The sequence below is a fragment of the Rhizobium sp. UGM030330-04 genome, from assembly GCF_003208455.1.
In the GTDB taxonomy this organism is placed as follows: Bacteria; Pseudomonadota; Alphaproteobacteria; order Rhizobiales; family Rhizobiaceae; genus Agrobacterium; species Agrobacterium rhizogenes_A.
Map to the genome: position 1 here is coordinate 28,926 of NZ_QKML01000004.1, position 17,169 is coordinate 46,094.

General features: G+C 60.9%; 16 protein-coding genes and 1 riboswitch. Of the genes, 8 read left to right on the forward strand and 8 right to left on the reverse strand.

The genetic code is table 11. The features are described from left to right. Nucleotides 1-220: 220 nt before the first annotated feature. The 4 genes from N434_RS07110 (at nucleotide 221) to N434_RS07135 (ending at nucleotide 4,931) form a co-directional block, all read left to right on the forward strand. Nucleotides 221-1,531 (forward strand): extensin-like domain-containing protein, encoded by a 1,311-nt coding sequence (locus tag N434_RS07110; RefSeq protein WP_110756896.1) that lies wholly within the window; start codon nucleotides 221-223, stop codon nucleotides 1,529-1,531. A 789-nt stretch (nucleotides 1,532-2,320) separates the two neighbouring features. Further along, nucleotides 2,321-3,142, forward strand: a complete 822-nt coding sequence (locus tag N434_RS07125; protein ID WP_065115996.1) for a sulfite exporter TauE/SafE family protein — start codon at nucleotides 2,321-2,323, stop codon at nucleotides 3,140-3,142. 104 nt (nucleotides 3,143-3,246) lie between these two features. After that, nucleotides 3,247-4,173: an ABC transporter ATP-binding protein gene (locus tag N434_RS07130; RefSeq protein ID WP_110756901.1), complete on the forward strand. Its 927-nt coding sequence runs from the start codon at nucleotides 3,247-3,249 to the stop codon at nucleotides 4,171-4,173. Then, nucleotides 4,170-4,931 carry an ABC transporter permease gene (locus N434_RS07135; protein ID WP_065115994.1) on the forward strand — a complete coding sequence of 254 codons (762 nt, stop codon included), beginning with the start codon at nucleotides 4,170-4,172 and terminating at the stop codon, nucleotides 4,929-4,931. Before N434_RS07130 ends, N434_RS07135 begins: the two co-directional genes overlap by 4 nt. 167 nt (nucleotides 4,932-5,098) lie before the next feature. Here N434_RS07135 and N434_RS07145 read toward each other — a convergent pair whose 3' ends face one another. From N434_RS07145 to N434_RS07165, 5 genes are all read right to left on the reverse strand, one after another. Next, nucleotides 5,099-5,884, reverse strand: coding sequence for an SDR family oxidoreductase (locus N434_RS07145; RefSeq protein ID WP_110756903.1), 786 nt, complete (start codon nucleotides 5,882-5,884; stop codon nucleotides 5,099-5,101). Nucleotides 5,885-5,907: 23 nt separating this feature from the next. Next, nucleotides 5,908-6,867: a sugar-binding transcriptional regulator gene (locus N434_RS07150; RefSeq protein ID WP_003520399.1), complete on the reverse strand. Its 960-nt coding sequence runs from the start codon at nucleotides 6,865-6,867 to the stop codon at nucleotides 5,908-5,910. Between the two features lie 20 nt (nucleotides 6,868-6,887). Further along, nucleotides 6,888-8,357 (reverse strand): FGGY family carbohydrate kinase, encoded by a 1,470-nt coding sequence (locus N434_RS07155; RefSeq protein ID WP_110756904.1) that lies wholly within the window; start codon nucleotides 8,355-8,357, stop codon nucleotides 6,888-6,890. A gap of 116 nt (nucleotides 8,358-8,473) precedes the next feature. After that, a complete protein-coding gene (locus N434_RS07160; RefSeq protein WP_065115992.1) occupies nucleotides 8,474-9,430 on the reverse strand; it encodes a transketolase family protein in 957 nt (318 codons plus the stop codon). Next, nucleotides 9,430-10,239, reverse strand: coding sequence for a transketolase (locus tag N434_RS07165; RefSeq protein ID WP_052817934.1), 810 nt, complete (start codon nucleotides 10,237-10,239; stop codon nucleotides 9,430-9,432). Before N434_RS07165 ends, N434_RS07160 begins: the two co-directional genes overlap by 1 nt. Nucleotides 10,240-10,469: 230 nt before the next feature. Here N434_RS07165 and N434_RS07170 point away from each other — a divergent pair, with 230 nt between their 5' ends. The 4 genes from N434_RS07170 (at nucleotide 10,470) to N434_RS07185 (ending at nucleotide 14,910) form a co-directional block, all read left to right on the forward strand. After that, the gene (locus tag N434_RS07170) at nucleotides 10,470-11,450 is read left to right on the forward strand and encodes an ABC transporter permease (RefSeq protein WP_110756906.1); all 981 of its coding nucleotides are present in this window, start codon (nucleotides 10,470-10,472) and stop codon (nucleotides 11,448-11,450) included. Nucleotides 11,451-11,581: 131 nt separating this feature from the next. After that, the gene (locus N434_RS07175) at nucleotides 11,582-12,511 is read left to right on the forward strand and encodes a sugar ABC transporter substrate-binding protein (RefSeq protein WP_065115989.1); all 930 of its coding nucleotides are present in this window, start codon (nucleotides 11,582-11,584) and stop codon (nucleotides 12,509-12,511) included. Nucleotides 12,512-12,628: 117 nt separating this feature from the next. Next, nucleotides 12,629-14,107: a sugar ABC transporter ATP-binding protein gene (locus tag N434_RS07180; protein WP_110756908.1), complete on the forward strand. Its 1,479-nt coding sequence runs from the start codon at nucleotides 12,629-12,631 to the stop codon at nucleotides 14,105-14,107. 14 nt (nucleotides 14,108-14,121) lie between these two features. Further along, nucleotides 14,122-14,910: an SDR family oxidoreductase gene (locus tag N434_RS07185; protein ID WP_110756910.1), complete on the forward strand. Its 789-nt coding sequence runs from the start codon at nucleotides 14,122-14,124 to the stop codon at nucleotides 14,908-14,910. Between the two features lie 274 nt (nucleotides 14,911-15,184). On the opposite strand, the gene ribB is transcribed toward N434_RS07185, so the two are convergent. The 3 genes from ribB to N434_RS07200 all read right to left on the reverse strand — a co-directional run bounded on the left by ribB (nucleotide 15,185) and on the right by N434_RS07200 (nucleotide 17,156). Then, nucleotides 15,185-15,826, reverse strand: a complete 642-nt coding sequence (gene ribB, locus N434_RS07190; protein WP_110756912.1) for a 3,4-dihydroxy-2-butanone-4-phosphate synthase — start codon at nucleotides 15,824-15,826, stop codon at nucleotides 15,185-15,187. A 121-nt stretch (nucleotides 15,827-15,947) separates the two neighbouring features. Continuing rightward, a riboswitch (FMN riboswitch) is annotated at nucleotides 15,948-16,098 on the reverse strand. Between the two features lie 162 nt (nucleotides 16,099-16,260). Beyond that, complete coding sequence (locus N434_RS07195; RefSeq protein ID WP_110756914.1) at nucleotides 16,261-16,968, reverse strand: TIGR02281 family clan AA aspartic protease; 708 nt, start codon at nucleotides 16,966-16,968, stop codon at nucleotides 16,261-16,263. Then, nucleotides 16,965-17,156: a DUF1289 domain-containing protein gene (locus tag N434_RS07200; RefSeq protein ID WP_110756916.1), complete on the reverse strand. Its 192-nt coding sequence runs from the start codon at nucleotides 17,154-17,156 to the stop codon at nucleotides 16,965-16,967. The genes N434_RS07195 and N434_RS07200 overlap by 4 nt, the downstream gene beginning before the upstream one ends. Nucleotides 17,157-17,169: the final 13 nt, after the last annotated feature.

Genomic DNA, 17,169 nt, shown 5'->3' on the forward strand with positions numbered 1-17,169 from the left:
AAGGCGATTGAAGTCCGCGCGGAAAATTTGCCTGCGCATGACGGAAGAAGGGTCAGGGGACGTGGCCGTCGCGCTCGGTTTCGCAGCATCGTGTGCGTGCGGATGGCGTCAAACACATGATTTGTTATTTCCCGCAACCAATAAGGTTTCGTTTACCTCATTTCTTTAAAATTTGACCTGTATTGCCGCGTTTGCGGCCGCTGAAGGTACAGGTTCTCGTATGGCGTATGTTTCCCTTCCGCGTCGTCTTGTGACGTTGCTGATGATTTCCACGGTCATGGTGTCGTGTTCTGCGGAGGGCCTCGTGCCACCGGCGGAGGTGGACGGCACCACGCGCGTCAGCGCCATAAGGTCGTCGCGGCAGCAGGGTTACAGCGCACCGTCAGGCGCGGTCTATCAGGCCGAGCGGGCCGGGCAGGCCACCGATTATCCCGCAGCCGTGTCACAGCCGATGCCGGAGTCTTACGCTTCGCAGGACCCCCTGCTGCAATCGCCACAGGGCGGACAGGGCTATTCCACACTCGACACCCAGCATCAGGCGCGCATGGCGGCGAGCGGCCACAGCGCCCCGACGCAGACGATGTCAAATCAGGCGATGCCAAATCAGGCGACGCAAGGCCACACCATGTCCCCGCAACCGATGGCCGGCGGCCAGATCGCCGAAGGTGAGGGAGGGGTGAACATGGATTCCATGCTGGGCGTGGAACCGGTTCGCGGACTTGCGGAAGAGCAGGATGCCGACATTGCCGAAGGTGTTTCGGAGCAGCCGGTGGTGGATGGTATCGGCACCGACAATCCGGTGGCCGTTTCTCCTCCTCGCCGGCAGCAGAGCGCCGGTCAATCCCGGTTGATACCGCCGCCACCCGTTGGCGCGTCTTCCCGCCGCCAGCCGGTGGAGGAGGTTGCCATGTTGATGCCAAATGATCCGATGGCGCGCGGCGGGCAAAGCAACCGGTCGTCGATGCCGCCCGGCGTCATGCCTTCCTCCGAAGTTGCCTGTCGCTCCGAGCTGCGCCGTCTTGGCGTCGCTTTCCGCGATGTTGCGCGTATCGCCGATGGTCCTACCTGCGGCATCGATTATCCGATCGAACTCAGCGGTCTCGCCAGCGGCGTAGCCATCCGCCCGGCGGTGAAGCTCAATTGCCAGGTCACGCTCGCCTTCGCCAAATGGGTGAAATTCGAACTCGTGCCATCCTCGCGCTTCCGTTATCTCTCGGGCGTCGGCCGCATCACGCCGATGGGCGGTTATTCCTGCCGCAAGATGAATTCGCGCTCCAGCAACCCGTGGTCGGAACATGCGCGCGGCAACGCCATCGATATCGGCACCATCACGCTGAAGAACGGCAAGGAAATCGACGTTCGCAGCAAGAGCTTCTTCGCCTTCCGCGAAAAGGCGCTGCTGAAGGCGGTGAGGTCCGACAGCTGCAAATATTTCTCCACCGTTCTTGGGCCGGGCAGCGATCCCAATCACTGGAACCATTTCCACTTCGACCTGCGCACGCGCAAGTCCGGTTACAGGCATTGCGATTAGAGTGGCGAGAGATAAATCGAAATCGGTGCCGCCGCTCTCAGTTTTTGCTTGAGAATCGGATTTTCCGAAAACCGCAATACACTTTTCGTTCCGATGCTCCAGGTGTGAGCTTTCAGGAGGTTGCCCATTGGCAACTGGTCGAGGGTGCGTGGGGCTTACCCCCCTCTGCCCTGCCGGGCATCTCCCCCTCAAGGGGGGAGATCGACTCGCGGTTAGGTTTCGCCCATCACAACAGTTGCGAATGAAGTGGTATCAGCGCTTCCTGCTGATCTCCCCCCTTGAGGGGGAGATGCCCGGCAGGGCAGAGGGGGGTAAGCCCCACGCACCCTCGGCCAGTTGCCAATGGCCCCCCCCCCCTGAAAGCTAACATCTAGGACGTTCGGTGAGACCTGCCTGGTGATGCCGGACCATATTCGCTGGGGAGATCGGCGTTTGTTGTGACGCCGTGTATTTTCCGTCGTTCCCGTCCCTGAAGCCCGAGGATGAGCCGGAATAACGGAGGGAGGGCGTTGGCATCATCCATCTCCCAACACATACGCCCCTGTCACATGCCCACAAAAAAAGACCGGCCCGAAGGCCGGTGAAGAAGACAGCCTTATCGGGGGGATATCGGCGTCTTTGCAAGGGCATGAAAATGGGAATCGATCCCAAAAAGCGGTCCATCCGACGCGGATGTGCGGCAAAATACATCGCGCCGTACTGACCTGCGGCCAACATGGCTTGCCGCGCTCTTCTGATACGCTATGAGCGTCACATGTTTGTGACAACGGCCCCCGGGAGCCTGCTTTCATGCCCCCTGTTTCAGAGATAATGATCTTTGCTGCGGCGCTTGCGGCTGCGGGCGTCGTTGCGGGCCTCCTGGCGGGCCTTTTCGGTATTGGCGGCGGTGCGGTTCTGGTGCCGGTCTTTTACCATGTCTTCGGGCTTCTGGATGTGCCGGAGGCGGTGCGGATGCATCTTTCGCTCGGCACGTCGCTTGCCATCATCGTGCCGACCTCCATCCGTTCTTTCCTGACGCATCGTCAGAAGGGCGCGGTCGATATCGATCTTCTGAAGGGCTGGATCGTCGCCGTGCCGCTTGGCACCATCCTCGCATCCGTCGTGGCCGCCTATGCCTCCAGTGTTGCGCTGCGGCTGATCTTCGCCTTCATCGCGCTGGCGCTCGCCTTTCGGATGGTCTTCAATCGGGCGAGCTGGCATCTCGGTTCCGACCTGCCGCAAAACCCGGTCCGGTTTCTGGTGGGCACAGGCATCGGCCTTCTCTCCGGCCTGATGGGCGTGGGCGGCGGGGTGATGAACAATACTTTCATGACGCTTTACGGGCGCACCATCCATCAGGCGGTTGCCACGTCCTCCGGCGTCGGTGTGCTGATTTCGCTGCCGGGGCTGCTGGGTTACATCTGGGCCGGTTGGGGTGATGCGGGCCTGCCGCCATTTTCAACCGGCTTCATCAACTGGATCGCCGTGGTGCTCTTGATCCCCATTACGCTCGTGGTTGCGCCCTATGGCGCGCGGCTGGCGCATGCGCTCAGCAAAAAGCAGCTGGAGCGGGCCTTCGGGGTGTTTCTGGTCTTCGTCGCAGCGCAGTTCTTCTACAGCGTTTACGGCTGATTTTCCTTCTTTGCCGAACGCAGTGTTCAGGCCTCCGGACTGGCATTCGCGCATTCTACGGCCTATATGGCGTGCATCTTACTCGGTTTTTCGAAAGATTCGCCATGAATGCCATCGTTTCGATACGGAATCTGACCAAATCCTACGCAAATGGCTTTCAGGCGCTCAAAGGCGTCAGCCTCGATATCAGGGAGGGGGAAATCCTCGCCCTTCTGGGTCCGAATGGTGCCGGCAAGACAACGCTGATTTCCATCGTCTGCGGCCTCGTCAATCCGGGGGAAGGCTCCGTGCTTGTCGGCGGGCATGATGTGGTCAAGGAATTCCGCCAGACCCGCGCCCTGATCGGCCTCGTGCCGCAGGAATTGACCACCGACCAGTTCGAGACGGTGTGGAACACCGTCAGCTTCTCGCGCGGCCTGCACGGGCAGAAGAAGAACCCGGAACTGATCGAGCGTATCCTGAAATCCCTGTCGCTCTGGAACAAGAAGGACAACATGCTGCGGGAGCTTTCCGGCGGCATGAAGCGGCGTGTGCTGATCGCCAAGGCGCTGGCGCATGAACCGAAGGTGCTGTTCCTCGACGAGCCGACGGCCGGCGTGGATGTGGCGCTGCGCCGCGATATGTGGAATGTGGTTTCCGAGCTGCGCGCCAAGGGCGTCACCATCATCCTCACCACGCATTACATCGAGGAGGCGGAAGAAATCGCCGACCGGGTGGGCGTCATCAATGGCGGTGAATTGCTGCTGGTGGAAGAAAAGACGGCGCTGATGAAGAAACTCGGCCGCAAGCAGCTTTTCCTGGAGCTTGCCCAGCCCGTGGAGCAATTGCCCGACAGTCTCGCGCCCTTCGGTCTGACACTTTCCGATGACCGCTGCACCATCACCTATGAAATCGAGGATAATGGCGAACAGAGCCGCATTGCCGATGTTCTGAACGCCCTTTTCGCCGCCAACATCCATTTCAAGGATATTTCCACGCGGCAGAGTTCGCTTGAGGATATCTTCGTTTCGCTGGTGGGAGACCAGAAATGAATTTCGAAGCCATCAAGGCCATCTATCTGTTCGAAATGGCGCGCACGCGCCGCACCCTGCTGCAGAGCGTGGTGTCTCCGGTCATTTCCACGTCGCTTTACTTCATTGTGTTCGGAACCGCGATCGGTTCGCGGATTCAGGAGGTTGGCGGGGTTTCCTACGGCGCGTTCATAACGCCCGGCCTCATCATGCTGACACTTCTGACGCAATGTATCGGTAACGGCTCCTTCGGTATCTATTTCCCGAAATTCACCGGTACGGTCTATGAAATCCTCTCCGCACCCGTGGCGATGACGGAAATTCTGGCCGGTTATGTTGGGGCGGCGGCGACCAAGGGACTGATGATCGGTACGATCATCCTGATAACGGCCTCCTTCTTCGTGGATATCACCATCGCCCACCCGTTCATGATGATCCTGTTCTTCGTGCTGACGGCTGTCAGTTTCAGCCTGTTCGGCTTCATCATCGGCATCTGGGCGACGAATTTCGAGCAGTTGAACCTCATTCCCATGCTGGTGGTGCCGCCGCTGACCTTCCTCGGCGGCAGCTTCTATTCCATCGACATGCTGCCGCCCTTCTGGCAGACGGTGAGCCACTTCAATCCGGTGCTTTATCTCATCAGCGGTTTCCGCTGGAGCTTTTACGAGATCGCCGACGTCAATCCCGTCATCAGCCTCGCGATGATCACGCTGTTTCTGGCGTTTTGCCTCGGTGTTGTCGGCTGGATGTTCAAGACGGGGTATCGGCTGCGTAACTGACGGCATCCGCATTCCCCTCATTCCTGTGCCTGTCACAGGAATCCAGCCGACGCGCGTCTGCGCGGCGGGGAGGTCCTTTCAGCCCAAGGACTTGGGCTGACTGGATCCCTGTGACAGGCACAGGGATGAGGGAGATCGGGGCGTTCTGCCCCGTTCCCAAACAAGCCTTACGACATGATCAACCCACCGTCGACATTGATCGTCTGCCCGGTGATATAGGCCGCATCTTCGGAAGCCAGAAATGCCACCAGTGCGGCGACTTCGGCGGGCGTTCCGGCGCGGCGCATCGGAATGTTGCGCACCCATTCGGCCATCAGTTCGCCCGGCTTGTACTCACCCAGCATCTGGCCCCAGACGCGGTCGTTATAGTCCCACATTTCGGTGTGGATGATGCCCGGGCAAATGGCGTTGACGGTGATGCCCTCAGGCGCCAGTTCCTTGGCAAGGCTTTGGGTCAGGCCGATAACGCCGAATTTCGAGGCGGCGTAATGCGGGGTATAGATGAAGCCCTGACGCGCCTGGCCGGAAGCGGTGTTGACGAGGCGGCCTTTGGTGCCGCTTTCGCGGAAGCGGCGGATTGCTTCCTGGCAGCAGAGGAACGCGCCTTTGGTATTGACGTCGAGATTGAAATCCCACTGTTCCTGGGTCAGTTCCTCGATCTTGGAAATGGTGATGACGCCGGCATTCTGGACGGAGATGGACAGCGGGCCGATCGCTTCTTCGGCGGCACCATAGGCCTCGCGCACGGCTGCCGCGTCGCGCACATCAAGGATGACGCCGTGTGTGACGGCGCCGGTTTCGTCCGCCAGTTTTCTGGCGGCGTCATGGGTGTCCCTGTCGACAGAGGCGATGGCGACTTTCGCGCCTTCCTCGGCAAAACGGCGGGCGATGCCGTATCCGATGCCCTTATTGCCTCCGGTCACGAATACGGATTGACCTTCAAAGCGCCTCATGTCTCCTCCTTATGGGATTTTGGCTATGTTTCCTTGCCGACCAGTCGTTCGGCGGTGAATTTATCGGTGACGAGCACGTCGATCACACCGGTCCTGAGTGCCCCGGCAATCGCCTCGGTCTTTTTCGAGCCGCCGGCCAGCGCAATGACGCGGTCGACATTGGAGAGGTTTTCCAGCGGCAGGCCGATGACCCGGTCGTCGAGCGGCGTCTTCACCGGCTTGCCTTGCCTGTCGAAGAAGCGCAACGAGATGTCGCCTACCGCACCCGCCTGCGCGAGATCGGCCAGTTCCTTGGCGGAAAAGATGTTGCCGGAACGGGCGAGAAGCTCCGATGGTTCGACGGCGCCGACGCCGACGATGGCGAGCGTGATCGACCCGAAAAGATCGATGGTTTCGCGCACGAAGGGATCGGCGAGCATCAAGAGCTTGGCTTCGCGCGAGGTGGCGACGCCCGGCACCGGCAGCAGTTTCGGTTCGGCCTCCGTCAGCCGCGCCAGCCGGGTGGTGATCTGGGTCGCATGCGTCTGCACGGAAGGGTCGCCCATGCCGCCCAGTGTCTGGACGATATAACGCGCCTTGGCACCTTTAAGCGGATGGATGTTTTCCACCATCTTGAAGATCGTCTGGCTCCAGCTGGAGACGCCGATGATCTCGTTCTGCGACAGCGTCACCTCTAGGAAATGGGCCGCTGCCTCGCCGATGCGGGCCATGATCGCGCCGTCGCGATCCTCGCTGCAATCGACAACGATGGCTTCCGGCAGGTCGAAACGTTCGCGTAGCTGCGCTTCCAGATCGCTATAGGTGCCGGGCGGCGGAATGATGCTGGTGCGGACGATGCCTTCGGCCTCGGCACGCTTCAACATGCGCGAGACGGTGGCCTGCGACAGGTTGAGATGCTGCGCAATTTCCGCCTGCCTTTTGTGCTCGCTGAAATACATCTGCGCCACGCGGGATATCATTCGAAGTTCGTTTAGCCTGCCCATAAGCCCTCCGGGGTGAATTTTTATTCACCATTACCCGAGGTTACAGGCAAGGTCGAGCGGGCAATCGCATCGCGCCAGACGCTGAGCCGCTGGCTGTTTTCGCTCGCGGACGGCGCGATGGTGTTGCCGTTGCTGTTCAACGCCGCGATGGCATCGAGATCGCTCCAGACACCGAGGGCGAGGCCGGCGAGATAGGCGGCACCCAGTGCCGAGGCTTCCGGCGCGTCACGCTGGATGACGGGGTGTTGCAGCATGTCGGCAACGCATTGCATCAGGAAACGGTTCTGGCTCGGCCCGCCATCCACGAACAGGCGTCCAAAGCCCGAAGGCGACTGCGCGCGCATGGCGGCGAAGACGTCATGGACCTGAAAGGCAATCGAGTCAGTGACGGCGCGGGCCATCTGGGCACGCGTGGTGCTGAAATTGATCTGCGAGAACAGGGCGCGCGCATTGGTATCCCAATAGGGCGCACCGAGGCCAACGAAGGCCGGCACGAAACCGGGACCGTTTGGCTCGGCAGTGGCGGCGAGTTCCACCAGCGCGGCGACATCCGGCAGGCCGAGAATCTCCGTCATCCAGGGCAGGGAGGCTGCCGAAACGAGAATATTGCCTTCAAAGGCGAAGGTCGGTTTGCCGCCGAGCCGCCATGCAACGGTGGTGGTGATGCCGCGTTCGGGCGCGATGAAATGCGGCAGGGTGGTCATCACAGATGAGCCGGTGCCGAAAGTGACCTTACCATCGCCGGGGTTGAAGGCGCCGTGGCCGAAGAGGGCTGCGTGGCTGTCGCCGATGGCGGCGAGGATCGGTGTGCCGTCCTTGATACCGGGAACGCCCGATGTGGTGCCAAAATCGCCGTTGCTGTCGCGCAGATCAGGCAGGGCGTTGATATCGATGCCGAAGAGCTCGCAAAGCTCATCGCTCCAGACCTGCCGGTTGAGATCGAGCACCTGGCTGCGGGCGGCGTTGGAGGCGTCGCAGGCATGGACTTTACCGCCGGTGAAGCAATGGATGAGCCAGCTATCGATGGTGCCGACACGGAGCTTGCGCCCCTTCGGGGCACGCTCCAGCAGCCAGCGCATTTTTGCGCCGGGAAACATGGGGTCGATCGGCAGGCCGGTCAGCGCCATGACGTGCTCGGAATGGCCCTTTTCGATCAGTTCGGCGCAGTCCTGCGCCGTGCGGCGGCATTGCCAGCTGAGCACCGGGCCGAGCGGCTCGCCGGTTTCGCCATCCCAGATGGTGACGGATTCGCGCTGGTTGGAGATGGCGATTGCTGCGACATCGACGTTAGAGGGCGCGGCGGCGAGGCAGGCGGAGATCGCTTCACGGACCGAGGCCCAGATGCGGTTCGGATCCTGTTCCACCCAGCCGGGCTGCGGATAGGCGATGCCGACGGGAGATGAGCCGCGCGCCAGCAACTCTCCGCTTTCCGAGACGAGTATGGCCTTGGAATTGGTGGTGCCCTGATCGATGGACAGAATGGCGCGCATCATGGGAGTCTTTCGTCGGCAGTTTTTCGTTTCCGCCTTGCGGCGATTAAACGACGATATTGCAGAAAGGGTGTCGCCGCGCATCCGAAGACACGCGACGACACTGGGAGGAGACCTTATTTTCTCTTGATCAGCGCTTCGGCCGCATCCGCAATGGCGGCCGGCGCCATGCCGAATTCATCCAGCAGCCATTCGGCGGAACCGGTGTGGGCGAAGACACCGGGAACGCCGAGACGCTTCATCGGCACCGGGGCCTGTTCGACCACGACTTCGGCAATGGCGGAGCCGAGGCCGCCGAAGATCGAATGTTCTTCAGCCGTCAGGATCGCGCCGGTTTCCTTCGCAGCGGTGACGATGGCCGCCTCATCGATGGGGCGCACAGTTGCCATGTTCAGCACACGCGCCTTGACGCCACGGCTGGCCAGAATATCGGCGGCCTTGACGATGCGGTGGGTCAGCGTGCCATTGGCGATCAGCGTCAGGTCGGAACCTTCACGCAGCAGGTTGGCGCGGCCGAGTTCGAAGACATGGCCTTCCGGGAGCAGATCCGGCACGCCGACGCGTGACAGGCGCAGGAAGCAGGGGCCGGCATAGTCCGCCGCCCATTTGACGGCGGCGGCCGTTTCGATGCGGTCGCAGGGGGCGATGACCGGCAGGTTCGGTAGAACGCGGGTCCAGGCGAAATCTTCGATGGAATGATGCGTCGGGCCGAGTTCGCCATAGGCCATGCCCGAGGAGATGCCGATCAGCTTCACATTGGCGTTGGAATAAGCAAGGTCAGCCTTGATCTGCTCCAGCGCGCGGCCGGTGAGGAAGCAGGATGCGCCGCAGACGAAGGGCAATTGGCCGCCATTGGCGAGACCGGCGCCGACGCCGACCATGTTCTGTTCGGCAATGCCGACATTGACGAGGCGCTCGGGGAATTTCGACTTGAAGCCGCCGAGCTTCGAGGAGCCGACCGAATCGTTGCAGACGGCGACGACCCTGTCATTGCCGGCGGCCAGTGCTTCCAGCGTTTCGGCGAAGGCGTCGCGGCAGTCATAAAGCTTGGCGGCGGTTACGGGCGCGTTCATTACAATGTCTCCGAAAGTTCTTTGACGGCGATTTCATATTGTTCCCTGCTCGGAACCTTATGGTGCCAGTCAACGCGGTCCTGCATGAAGGAAATGCCGTGACCCTTGTTGGTGTGGGCGACGATGCAATGCGGGCGGTTGCCGCGATGCTCCAGCGCCGGCACGACTTCCGCCATGGCGTTGCCGTTGATTTCGCTGACTTCCCAGCCGAAAGCCTCGAGCTTGGGGCGAAGCGGCGCGACATCATTGGTTTCCGAAAGCGCCGCACCCTGCTGGAAGCGGTTGTGATCGACGATCAGCGTCAGATTGTTGAGGCCGAATTGCGCGGCGGACATGATGGCTTCCCAGTTGGAGCCTTCCTGCATCTCGCCGTCGCCGGTCATGACATAGGTGTGGTAGTCCGCGCCGGAAAGCTTGGCCGCCTTGGCCATGCCGACGGCAACCGGCAGCCCGTGACCGAGCGGGCCGGTATTGGTTTCCACACCCGGCACCTTGTTACAATTCGGATGGCCGTTGAGGCGCGAATTCGGCTGCAGGAAGGTCGAGATTTCCTCTTCCGGGATGAAACCGCGCTTGGCCAGCGTCACATACAGCGCGCAGGCCGTATGGCCCTTGGAAAGCACGAAGCGGTCGCGGGCAGGGTTCTTCGGATCATCCGGCCAGATGCGCAGGACGCGGAAGTAAAGGGCCGTCATGATGTCGATAGCCGACATTTCGCCGCCGACATGGCCCGCACCCGCTTCAAAAACAGCCTGTACGTCGCGAAGGCGAATCTGGCGCGCAATGCGCTCTAGCTCCTGGGACTGCATGGAATCCTCTTCAAAACATGCGTGTGAATATTTATGCATCTATTTATATAATTGCAGACGTGGCGTTTCTGTCAAGATGGAATTGCGGATTGTTTATCGTCCGGCGGTATCGGCATTGCCGTGAAAGCCCTATTGACAAGCTTCTCTCAACTGGCTTATGCATGTTTCGCCGATAATGAATAATTATTCTAATCGGTTTAAAAAATGCAAGACAGTCATCGGGAGGAGCCATGTCCGCGCTTGAACGCAATGAGGGAGTCACGCACACCAGGAGCCCGCTTGTCTGGCTGAGTGGTGCGACCGGACCGCTTTTGGGCCTGCTGCTGCTGTGTGTCTTTTTGACTTTCGCCAGCGAAAACTTCCTGTCGCTCCGAAACGGGCTCAACATTCTCGACCAGATCACAGTGCTCGGCATCATGGCCGTCGGCATGACCTTCGTGATCCTGCTTGGCGGCATCGATCTGTCCGTCGGCTCGGTGCTGGCGCTGTCGATGATGATCATGGGCTGGACGGCCAATGTCGCGGGCATGCCGATGGGCATGGCCATCGTGCTGGCGCTTGTCGCCTCTGCCGCCTGCGGCCTCGTGGTCGGTATTCTGGTGACGGCCTTCCGGGTGCCTGCCTTCATTGCCACGCTGGCGATGATGTCGGTGGCGCGCGGTCTCGCCAATATGATCACCGATGGACAGCAGATCGTCGGTTTTCCTGACTGGTTCATGATGCTGGCGATAGAGCGTCATTTCGGCGTGTTGACCGCAACCGTGCTGCTGATGCTGGTTGTTGTGCTTGTCACCTGGATTTTCCTGCGTTTCCGCTCCGAAGGCCGCACGGTCTATGCCGTTGGCGGCAACCCGGAAGTGGCGCGTCTTGCCGGCATCAACGTGCCGCTGGTGACGATCTGCGTTTATGTCGCCTGTGCGGTTCTGGCCGGTCTTGCCGGCATCGTTCTTGCGGCACGTCTCGACTCGGTGCAGCCCTCCAGCGGCTTCGGTTACGAGCTGGATACGATTGCGGCGGTCGTCATCGGCGGAACCTCGCTTTCCGGTGGTGCGGGCGGCATCGGCGGCACCCTGATCGGCGTGCTGATCATCGGCGTGCTGCGCAATGGCCTCAATCTGCTCAACGTTTCTCCCTTTTTGCAGCAGGTCATTATCGGTGTGGTCATCGTGCTGGCCGTGGGCGCTGAAACCTTGCGTCGCCGCAGAAGCTGAATTTGCCTGCGGATGGCGAAGAGCCGTCCGCGCAATAAACGACCCTCCCGGCATGGGAGGCGTGAAAACGGCCGGAGGGGAGGAGGTTTGATCTGCCCGAAGGTCAACAATCAACAAATGGAGGAATAATCATGAAATTTTCACGCATTCTGCTGACATCCGCCGCCCTTCTCGCCATGTCGCTCGGCCAGGCCAATGCTGCCGAAGTCAAGAAGATCGGCCTTGCCGTCGCCAATCTGCAGGCGAACTTCTTCAACCAGATCAAGCAGGCCGTTGAAGCCGAAGCCAAGACGCGCGGCATTGCCGTCGTCACCGTTGACGCCAAGGGCGATGGCCCGACGCAGGTCAATCAGATCCAGGATCTGCTGACCCAGAATATCGATGCGCTGATCTATATTCCGGCCGGTGCCGCCGCTGCGACCGTTCCGGTAAAGCTTGCCAAGGCCGCCGGCGTTCCCGTCATCAACATCGACCGCAATGCCGATGGCGCGCCCGGCGATACCTTCCTTGCCACCGATTCCGTCGCCTCCGCCAAGGCGGTTTGCGATTACATCATCAAGCAGGCCGGTGGTTCGGGCAAGATGGTCATCATCCATGGCCAGAAGGGCACGACACCAGAAGTGGACCGCACCAAAGGCTGCATGGAATCGGTAAACGCCAATTCCGGCGTGAAGATCGTCGCCGAACAGTGGTCCAACATGTGGAGCCAGGATGAAGGCTTCCAGATCATGCAGAACATGCTGCAGGCCAATCCGGATGTTTCCATCGTCTTTGCACAGGCCGATGGTCTGGCGCTCGGCGCGGCGCAGGCAATCAAGGTTGCCAACCCTTCGCAGAAGATCGTCGTTGGCGGCTTCGATGGTGATACGGCAGCCCTTGAGGCGCTGAAGAACGGCGTGTTCGACGTGACCGCGACGCAGCAGACCCAGAAGATGGGCCGCATGGCTGTGGAAATGGCCGTCAAGATCGTCGGCGGGGAGAAGGTTCCGGCCGTGCAGCTCTCCGATGCGACGCTGACGACAAAGGAAAATGTCGAAGGCTTCATCGCCAACCATCCCTGATCCTGCTGCCCCGCGCGACCCATGGGATGCGCGGGGCATTCACTGGTTTGTCTTTAGGTTATTTCGGACGCAAGGCTTGGGCATTGCCGCTGCTTATGTGTCCTGGGAGGTCCCGTCATGCGCGAGCCGGTTCTTTCGCTCCGTGGCATCAGCAAACGTTATGGTCCGCTTGAGGTTCTGAAAGCCGTCGATCTCGATGTCTATCCAGGCGAAGTGGTGGCGTTGCTGGGTGAAAACGGCGCGGGCAAATCCACGCTGTCAGGTATCATCGCCGGTTCGCGTGAGCCGTCCGAGGGCAAGATGACATGGCTTGGGCAGCCATACGCGCCTGCATCGCCCCGCGAGGCGATCGACAAGGGCATCGTGCTCATCCATCAGGAGCTGAAGCTTCTGCCGGAGCTTTCCATCGCTGAGAATGTCTTCATCGGCCGCTGGCTGATGAAGAACGGCGTTATCGACCGCGCCGAGATGGTGCGCAGAGCCCAGCAGCAGCTGGCGCGCCTCAATCTCCACATTCCCGCCACCCGCAAGGTAGCCGGCCTTTCCACCGCCAACCAGCAGCTGATTGAAATCGCCAAGGCGCTGGCGCTGGACGCGAAACTTCTGATCCTCGATGAGCCGACGGCGGCGCTTGGCGGCGCGGAAACGCAGGCACTGTTCGAGCAGGTGCGCAAGCTGCGCGCCGAGGGCGTCGGCATCATCTACATTTCCCACCGCATGGAAGAGATCAAACAGATCACCGACCGCATCGTCGTGTTGCGCGATGGCGAGCGGGTGCATGAATTTGCCGATAGCGCGACGCCGGTGCGTACCATCGTTGAAAGCATGGTCGGCCGCTCGCTGGAGCGCCTGTTCCCGGCGTTGCCGGAACCGCAGGACAAGGTGGTGCTGGAGGTCAAGGGGCTGACCGGCGCGACCAATGCCTTCCGCGACATCAGCTTCGGCGTTCGCGCCGGCGAAATCCTTGGTATCGCCGGTCTTATCGGCGCGGGACGCACCGAGCTGGTGCGGGCGATTTCCGGTGCTGACCCGACGAGTGCGGGTGAGGTACTGCTGGATGGCAAGGCGCTGACGCTGAAAAGCCCGGCGGACGCGATAGAGAAGGGCATCGTCATGGTGCCGGAAGACCGCAAATTGCAGGGGCTGGTGGTGGAGCACGAGATCGGCGAGAACCTGATCTATGCCAATCTCGACCGCGTCGGCACCGGCTGGATCACGCCGCGCATCAAGCGCGCCTTTACAAGGGAGGCAATCGCCAAATTCGGGGTGAAGGGCCGTAGCGAACAGCCGGCGTCGGATCTTTCCGGTGGCAACCAGCAGAAGGTGGTCATTGCCAAATGGCTTGCCCGCAATCCGCGCGTGGTGGTGCTGGACGAGCCGACCCGCGGCATCGATGTCGGCGCACGCGCGGGCATTTACGATATCATCGTCGGTCTGGCGAAAAGCGGCGTGGCCGTCATCGTCGTCAGTTCCGATCTCGAGGAAGTGCTGGGCGTATCGAACCGCATCCTCGTGCTCGCGCAGGGAAAACAGGCCGGCATCCTCAACCGTGACGAAGCAAACGACGTTTCGGTTATGGAACTGGCAACCATCTGAAGAAGGAAATACCGATGTCCACCATCACGCTCAACGCGCCGAAACTGTTCGATCTTTCCGGCCAGGTGGCACTTGTCACCGGTGCCGGCTCCGGTATCGGCCAGCGCATCGCCATGGGGCTTGCCCAGTCCGGCGCCAATGTCGCGCTGCTCGATCGCCGCACCGATGACGGTCTGGCGCAGACGGCCGATTTCATCGCCAAGGCCGGGCGCAAGTCGATCCAGATTGCGGCTGACGTCACCAGCAAGCAGGCATTGACTGAAGCGGTTGCGCGTACTGAGGCCGAGCTTGGCCCGCTTTCACTCGCCGTCAATGCCGCCGGCATCGCCAATGCCAATCCGGCCGAGGAGATGGAGGAAAGCCAGTTCCAGACGATGATGGACATCAACCTGAAGGGCGTTTTCCTCTCCTGCCAGGCGGAAGTCAATGCCATGCTGAAGAACGGTCGTGGTGCAATCGTCAACATCGCCTCCATGTCCGGCGTCATCGTCAATCGCGGGCTGATGCAGTGCCATTACAACGCCTCGAAGGCCGGCGTCATCCACATGTCGAAATCCATGGCGATGGAGTGGGTGGGGCGCGGCATTCGCGTCAACACCATCTCGCCGGGTTACACCGCAACGCCGATGAATACGCGGCCGGAGATGGTGCATCAGACCAAGCTGTTCGAAGAACAGACGCCGATGCAGCGCATGGCAGGCGTTGATGAGATGGTCGGCCCGGCGATCTTCCTGCTGTCAGATGCGGCGAGCTTCGTGACGGGCGTGGATCTGCTGGTGGATGGCGGTTTCTGCTGCTGGTAGGGTTTTCGACGCGGTAGCGCTGAGGTGGAGGATAGGGCGCGCCAGACCTATGGGTCAGGTTGACGCGGCTTTTTCCCTCCGTCACCCCGGACTTGATCCGGGGTCCAGCGCGATCAAGTCTTTGATCGCAAAAGACTCTTCTCACGGCGCAGACGCGCCGTGGCTGGATGCCGGATCAAGTCCGGCATGACGGAAGAGGAGAAGCCAGACGGTTTCACAAGCATCACGCCCGGCTTGCGCCGGGCGTTTTCGTATTCACACCACAAGCAGCAGCTCAAGCAACCTGCTTCTGCGCCACTTCCTCAACAATCTCGCCCTTGAGGTAAGCAATGAGGTCCTTGATCGTCACGACGAGCAGGCCGTGGCGTTCGGCGAAGACTTCGAGCTGGGGCAGGCGGGCCATGGTGCCGTCGTCATTGGCAACTTCGCAGATGGTGCCGGACGGGAATTTCCCGGCAAGGCGGCAGAGGTCCACGGCGGCTTCCGTGTGGCCGGTGCGGCCGAGAACGCCCTGCGGATTGGCGCGCAGCGGGAAGATGTGGCCGGGACGGGCGAAGTCTTCCGGGCGCGAACCCTCCGACACCAGCGCACGCACTGTCTCTGCCCGGTCGGCGGCGGAAATGCCTGTCGTGGTGCCCGGAATATAGTCCACCGAGACGGTGAAGGCCGTCTTGAGGGATTCGGTGTTGCGCGACACCATCAGCGGAATGTCGAGCGCATCCAGACGCTCACCCGGCATGGCGACGCAGACCAGCCCGCGCGCATGGTTCATCATGAAAGCGATCTGCTGCGGAGTGATGCTGTCGGAAGCGGCGATGATATCGCCTTCATTTTCGCGGTCTTCATCGTCAACCACAATCACCATCTCGCCACGGGAAATGGCATCGATCGCGTCTTCAATTTTAGCAATGGTCATTCTATTTCAAGCCTTTCAAGGGGTTATGCCGTTTTGCGGCATTTTCGCGCTTCAAGAAGCGCCAAATATCCCTTGGGCGAACAATGCAATGCGAAGCCCGCTCACGCGCGGGCGTCTTATGCCTTGTCCTCTTCCATCCGGACTATACCGTCGGCTCCGGCCTCTCACCGGATCTGCTGACCTTCCGGCTTTGGAGACCGGAAGCGCTCGCGGGCTCCGGGACAAGTCCCGATACCGCCGGTGGGGAATTGCACCCCGCCCTGAGAACGGAACCAACATAAATTATCAAATGGGAAGGAATCAAGGGGGCAACGCTCTGCGACGACCGGTCGGCGTGAAAAGAACATCCCGGTTGCACCTGGAATGGGGTATTTCCTTTCCGGCGCCGGTGAGCAGTGCGAGAGTGCCACGGCAGGGTCCCTGATCCCTGGGGTCTATCGATCCCGCAACCGCAATTCATCGGTCTGCATCTGCAGCGAACCGAGCGTCGACAGGAAGCTCATGCCGAGCAGGCTCTGGCCCAGTTGGCCGTCCTGGGCGACGAGGGCGGGGATGTTACGGCGCACGATTGGGCCGATGCCGATTTCCGACAGGCTGACTGGCGCTGCCGCCGTGCGGCCGTTTGCGGTCATGACCGGTACGGTATAACGCAGGCCTGTCGTGTCGATGCCGATTGCGGCCGCATCCGCGTTGGCGAGCACCACCGAGCTTGCGCCGGTATCGACCAGCATGTGGATCGTTTTGCCTTCGACGCTCACATTTGCCTCGAAATGGCCACTCATCGATTTATGCAGCACGATTTCCTGTTCGCCGCCAGCCGTCGTCACCACCACGGCGCGGCCGGGCATCAGGCCGCCGAGTAGCCTGTCGCCGAAGGATTGCAGGTCGTAACGATAGAGATAGAGCGAAACGAGGCCGAGGATGATGACGAGCCAGACGGCGAGCTGGCGGATGACGGTGCCGAAGCTGCCGCGTCTTCCCGCCAGAATGCCTGCGGACAGGAGGCCGGCGATGGGCAGAAGATAAAGAACGTGGGCGAACTGATCATTATCTATACCGAGCGTGCGGCCACCATCGTGATTGATGAGAAGCAGGCCGAGGCCCACGGCGAGGACAAGGAGAACGATGGTCAGCCTGTTCATGCGGTATGCGTCTCCTTGGCGGTCTTTCTCAAATTTTCCAGTCTTTGCGGCAGCGCCCGCATGATCGTGCGGCGCTTCTCGTCGCCATAGCCTGCCCAGCCGCCGATTTCATCCAGCGTGCGGCCGCAGCCGATACAGAGGCTGTTGGTCGCATCGAGGCGGCAGATATGGATGCAGGGTGTTTCCATGATGATCTATATC

Coding starts and splice junctions, on each gene's coding strand:
- N434_RS07110 (WP_110756896.1), top strand. CDS start 221: ATGGCGTATGTTTCCCTTCCGCGTCGTCTTGTGACGTTGCTGATGATT.
- N434_RS07125 (WP_065115996.1), top strand. CDS start 2,321: ATGCCCCCTGTTTCAGAGATAATGATCTTTGCTGCGGCGCTTGCGGCT.
- N434_RS07130 (WP_110756901.1), top strand. CDS start 3,247: ATGAATGCCATCGTTTCGATACGGAATCTGACCAAATCCTACGCAAAT.
- N434_RS07135 (WP_065115994.1), top strand. CDS start 4,170: ATGAATTTCGAAGCCATCAAGGCCATCTATCTGTTCGAAATGGCGCGC.
- N434_RS07145 (WP_110756903.1), bottom strand. CDS start 5,884: ATGAGGCGCTTTGAAGGTCAATCCGTATTCGTGACCGGAGGCAATAAG.
- N434_RS07150 (WP_003520399.1), bottom strand. CDS start 6,867: ATGGGCAGGCTAAACGAACTTCGAATGATATCCCGCGTGGCGCAGATG.
- N434_RS07155 (WP_110756904.1), bottom strand. CDS start 8,357: ATGCGCGCCATTCTGTCCATCGATCAGGGCACCACCAATTCCAAGGCC.
- N434_RS07160 (WP_065115992.1), bottom strand. CDS start 9,430: ATGAACGCGCCCGTAACCGCCGCCAAGCTTTATGACTGCCGCGACGCC.
- N434_RS07165 (WP_052817934.1), bottom strand. CDS start 10,239: ATGCAGTCCCAGGAGCTAGAGCGCATTGCGCGCCAGATTCGCCTTCGC.
- N434_RS07170 (WP_110756906.1), top strand. CDS start 10,470: ATGTCCGCGCTTGAACGCAATGAGGGAGTCACGCACACCAGGAGCCCG.
- N434_RS07175 (WP_065115989.1), top strand. CDS start 11,582: ATGAAATTTTCACGCATTCTGCTGACATCCGCCGCCCTTCTCGCCATG.
- N434_RS07180 (WP_110756908.1), top strand. CDS start 12,629: ATGCGCGAGCCGGTTCTTTCGCTCCGTGGCATCAGCAAACGTTATGGT.
- N434_RS07185 (WP_110756910.1), top strand. CDS start 14,122: ATGTCCACCATCACGCTCAACGCGCCGAAACTGTTCGATCTTTCCGGC.
- ribB (WP_110756912.1), bottom strand. CDS start 15,826: ATGACCATTGCTAAAATTGAAGACGCGATCGATGCCATTTCCCGTGGC.
- N434_RS07195 (WP_110756914.1), bottom strand. CDS start 16,968: ATGAACAGGCTGACCATCGTTCTCCTTGTCCTCGCCGTGGGCCTCGGC.
- N434_RS07200 (WP_110756916.1), bottom strand. CDS start 17,156: ATGGAAACACCCTGCATCCATATCTGCCGCCTCGATGCGACCAACAGC.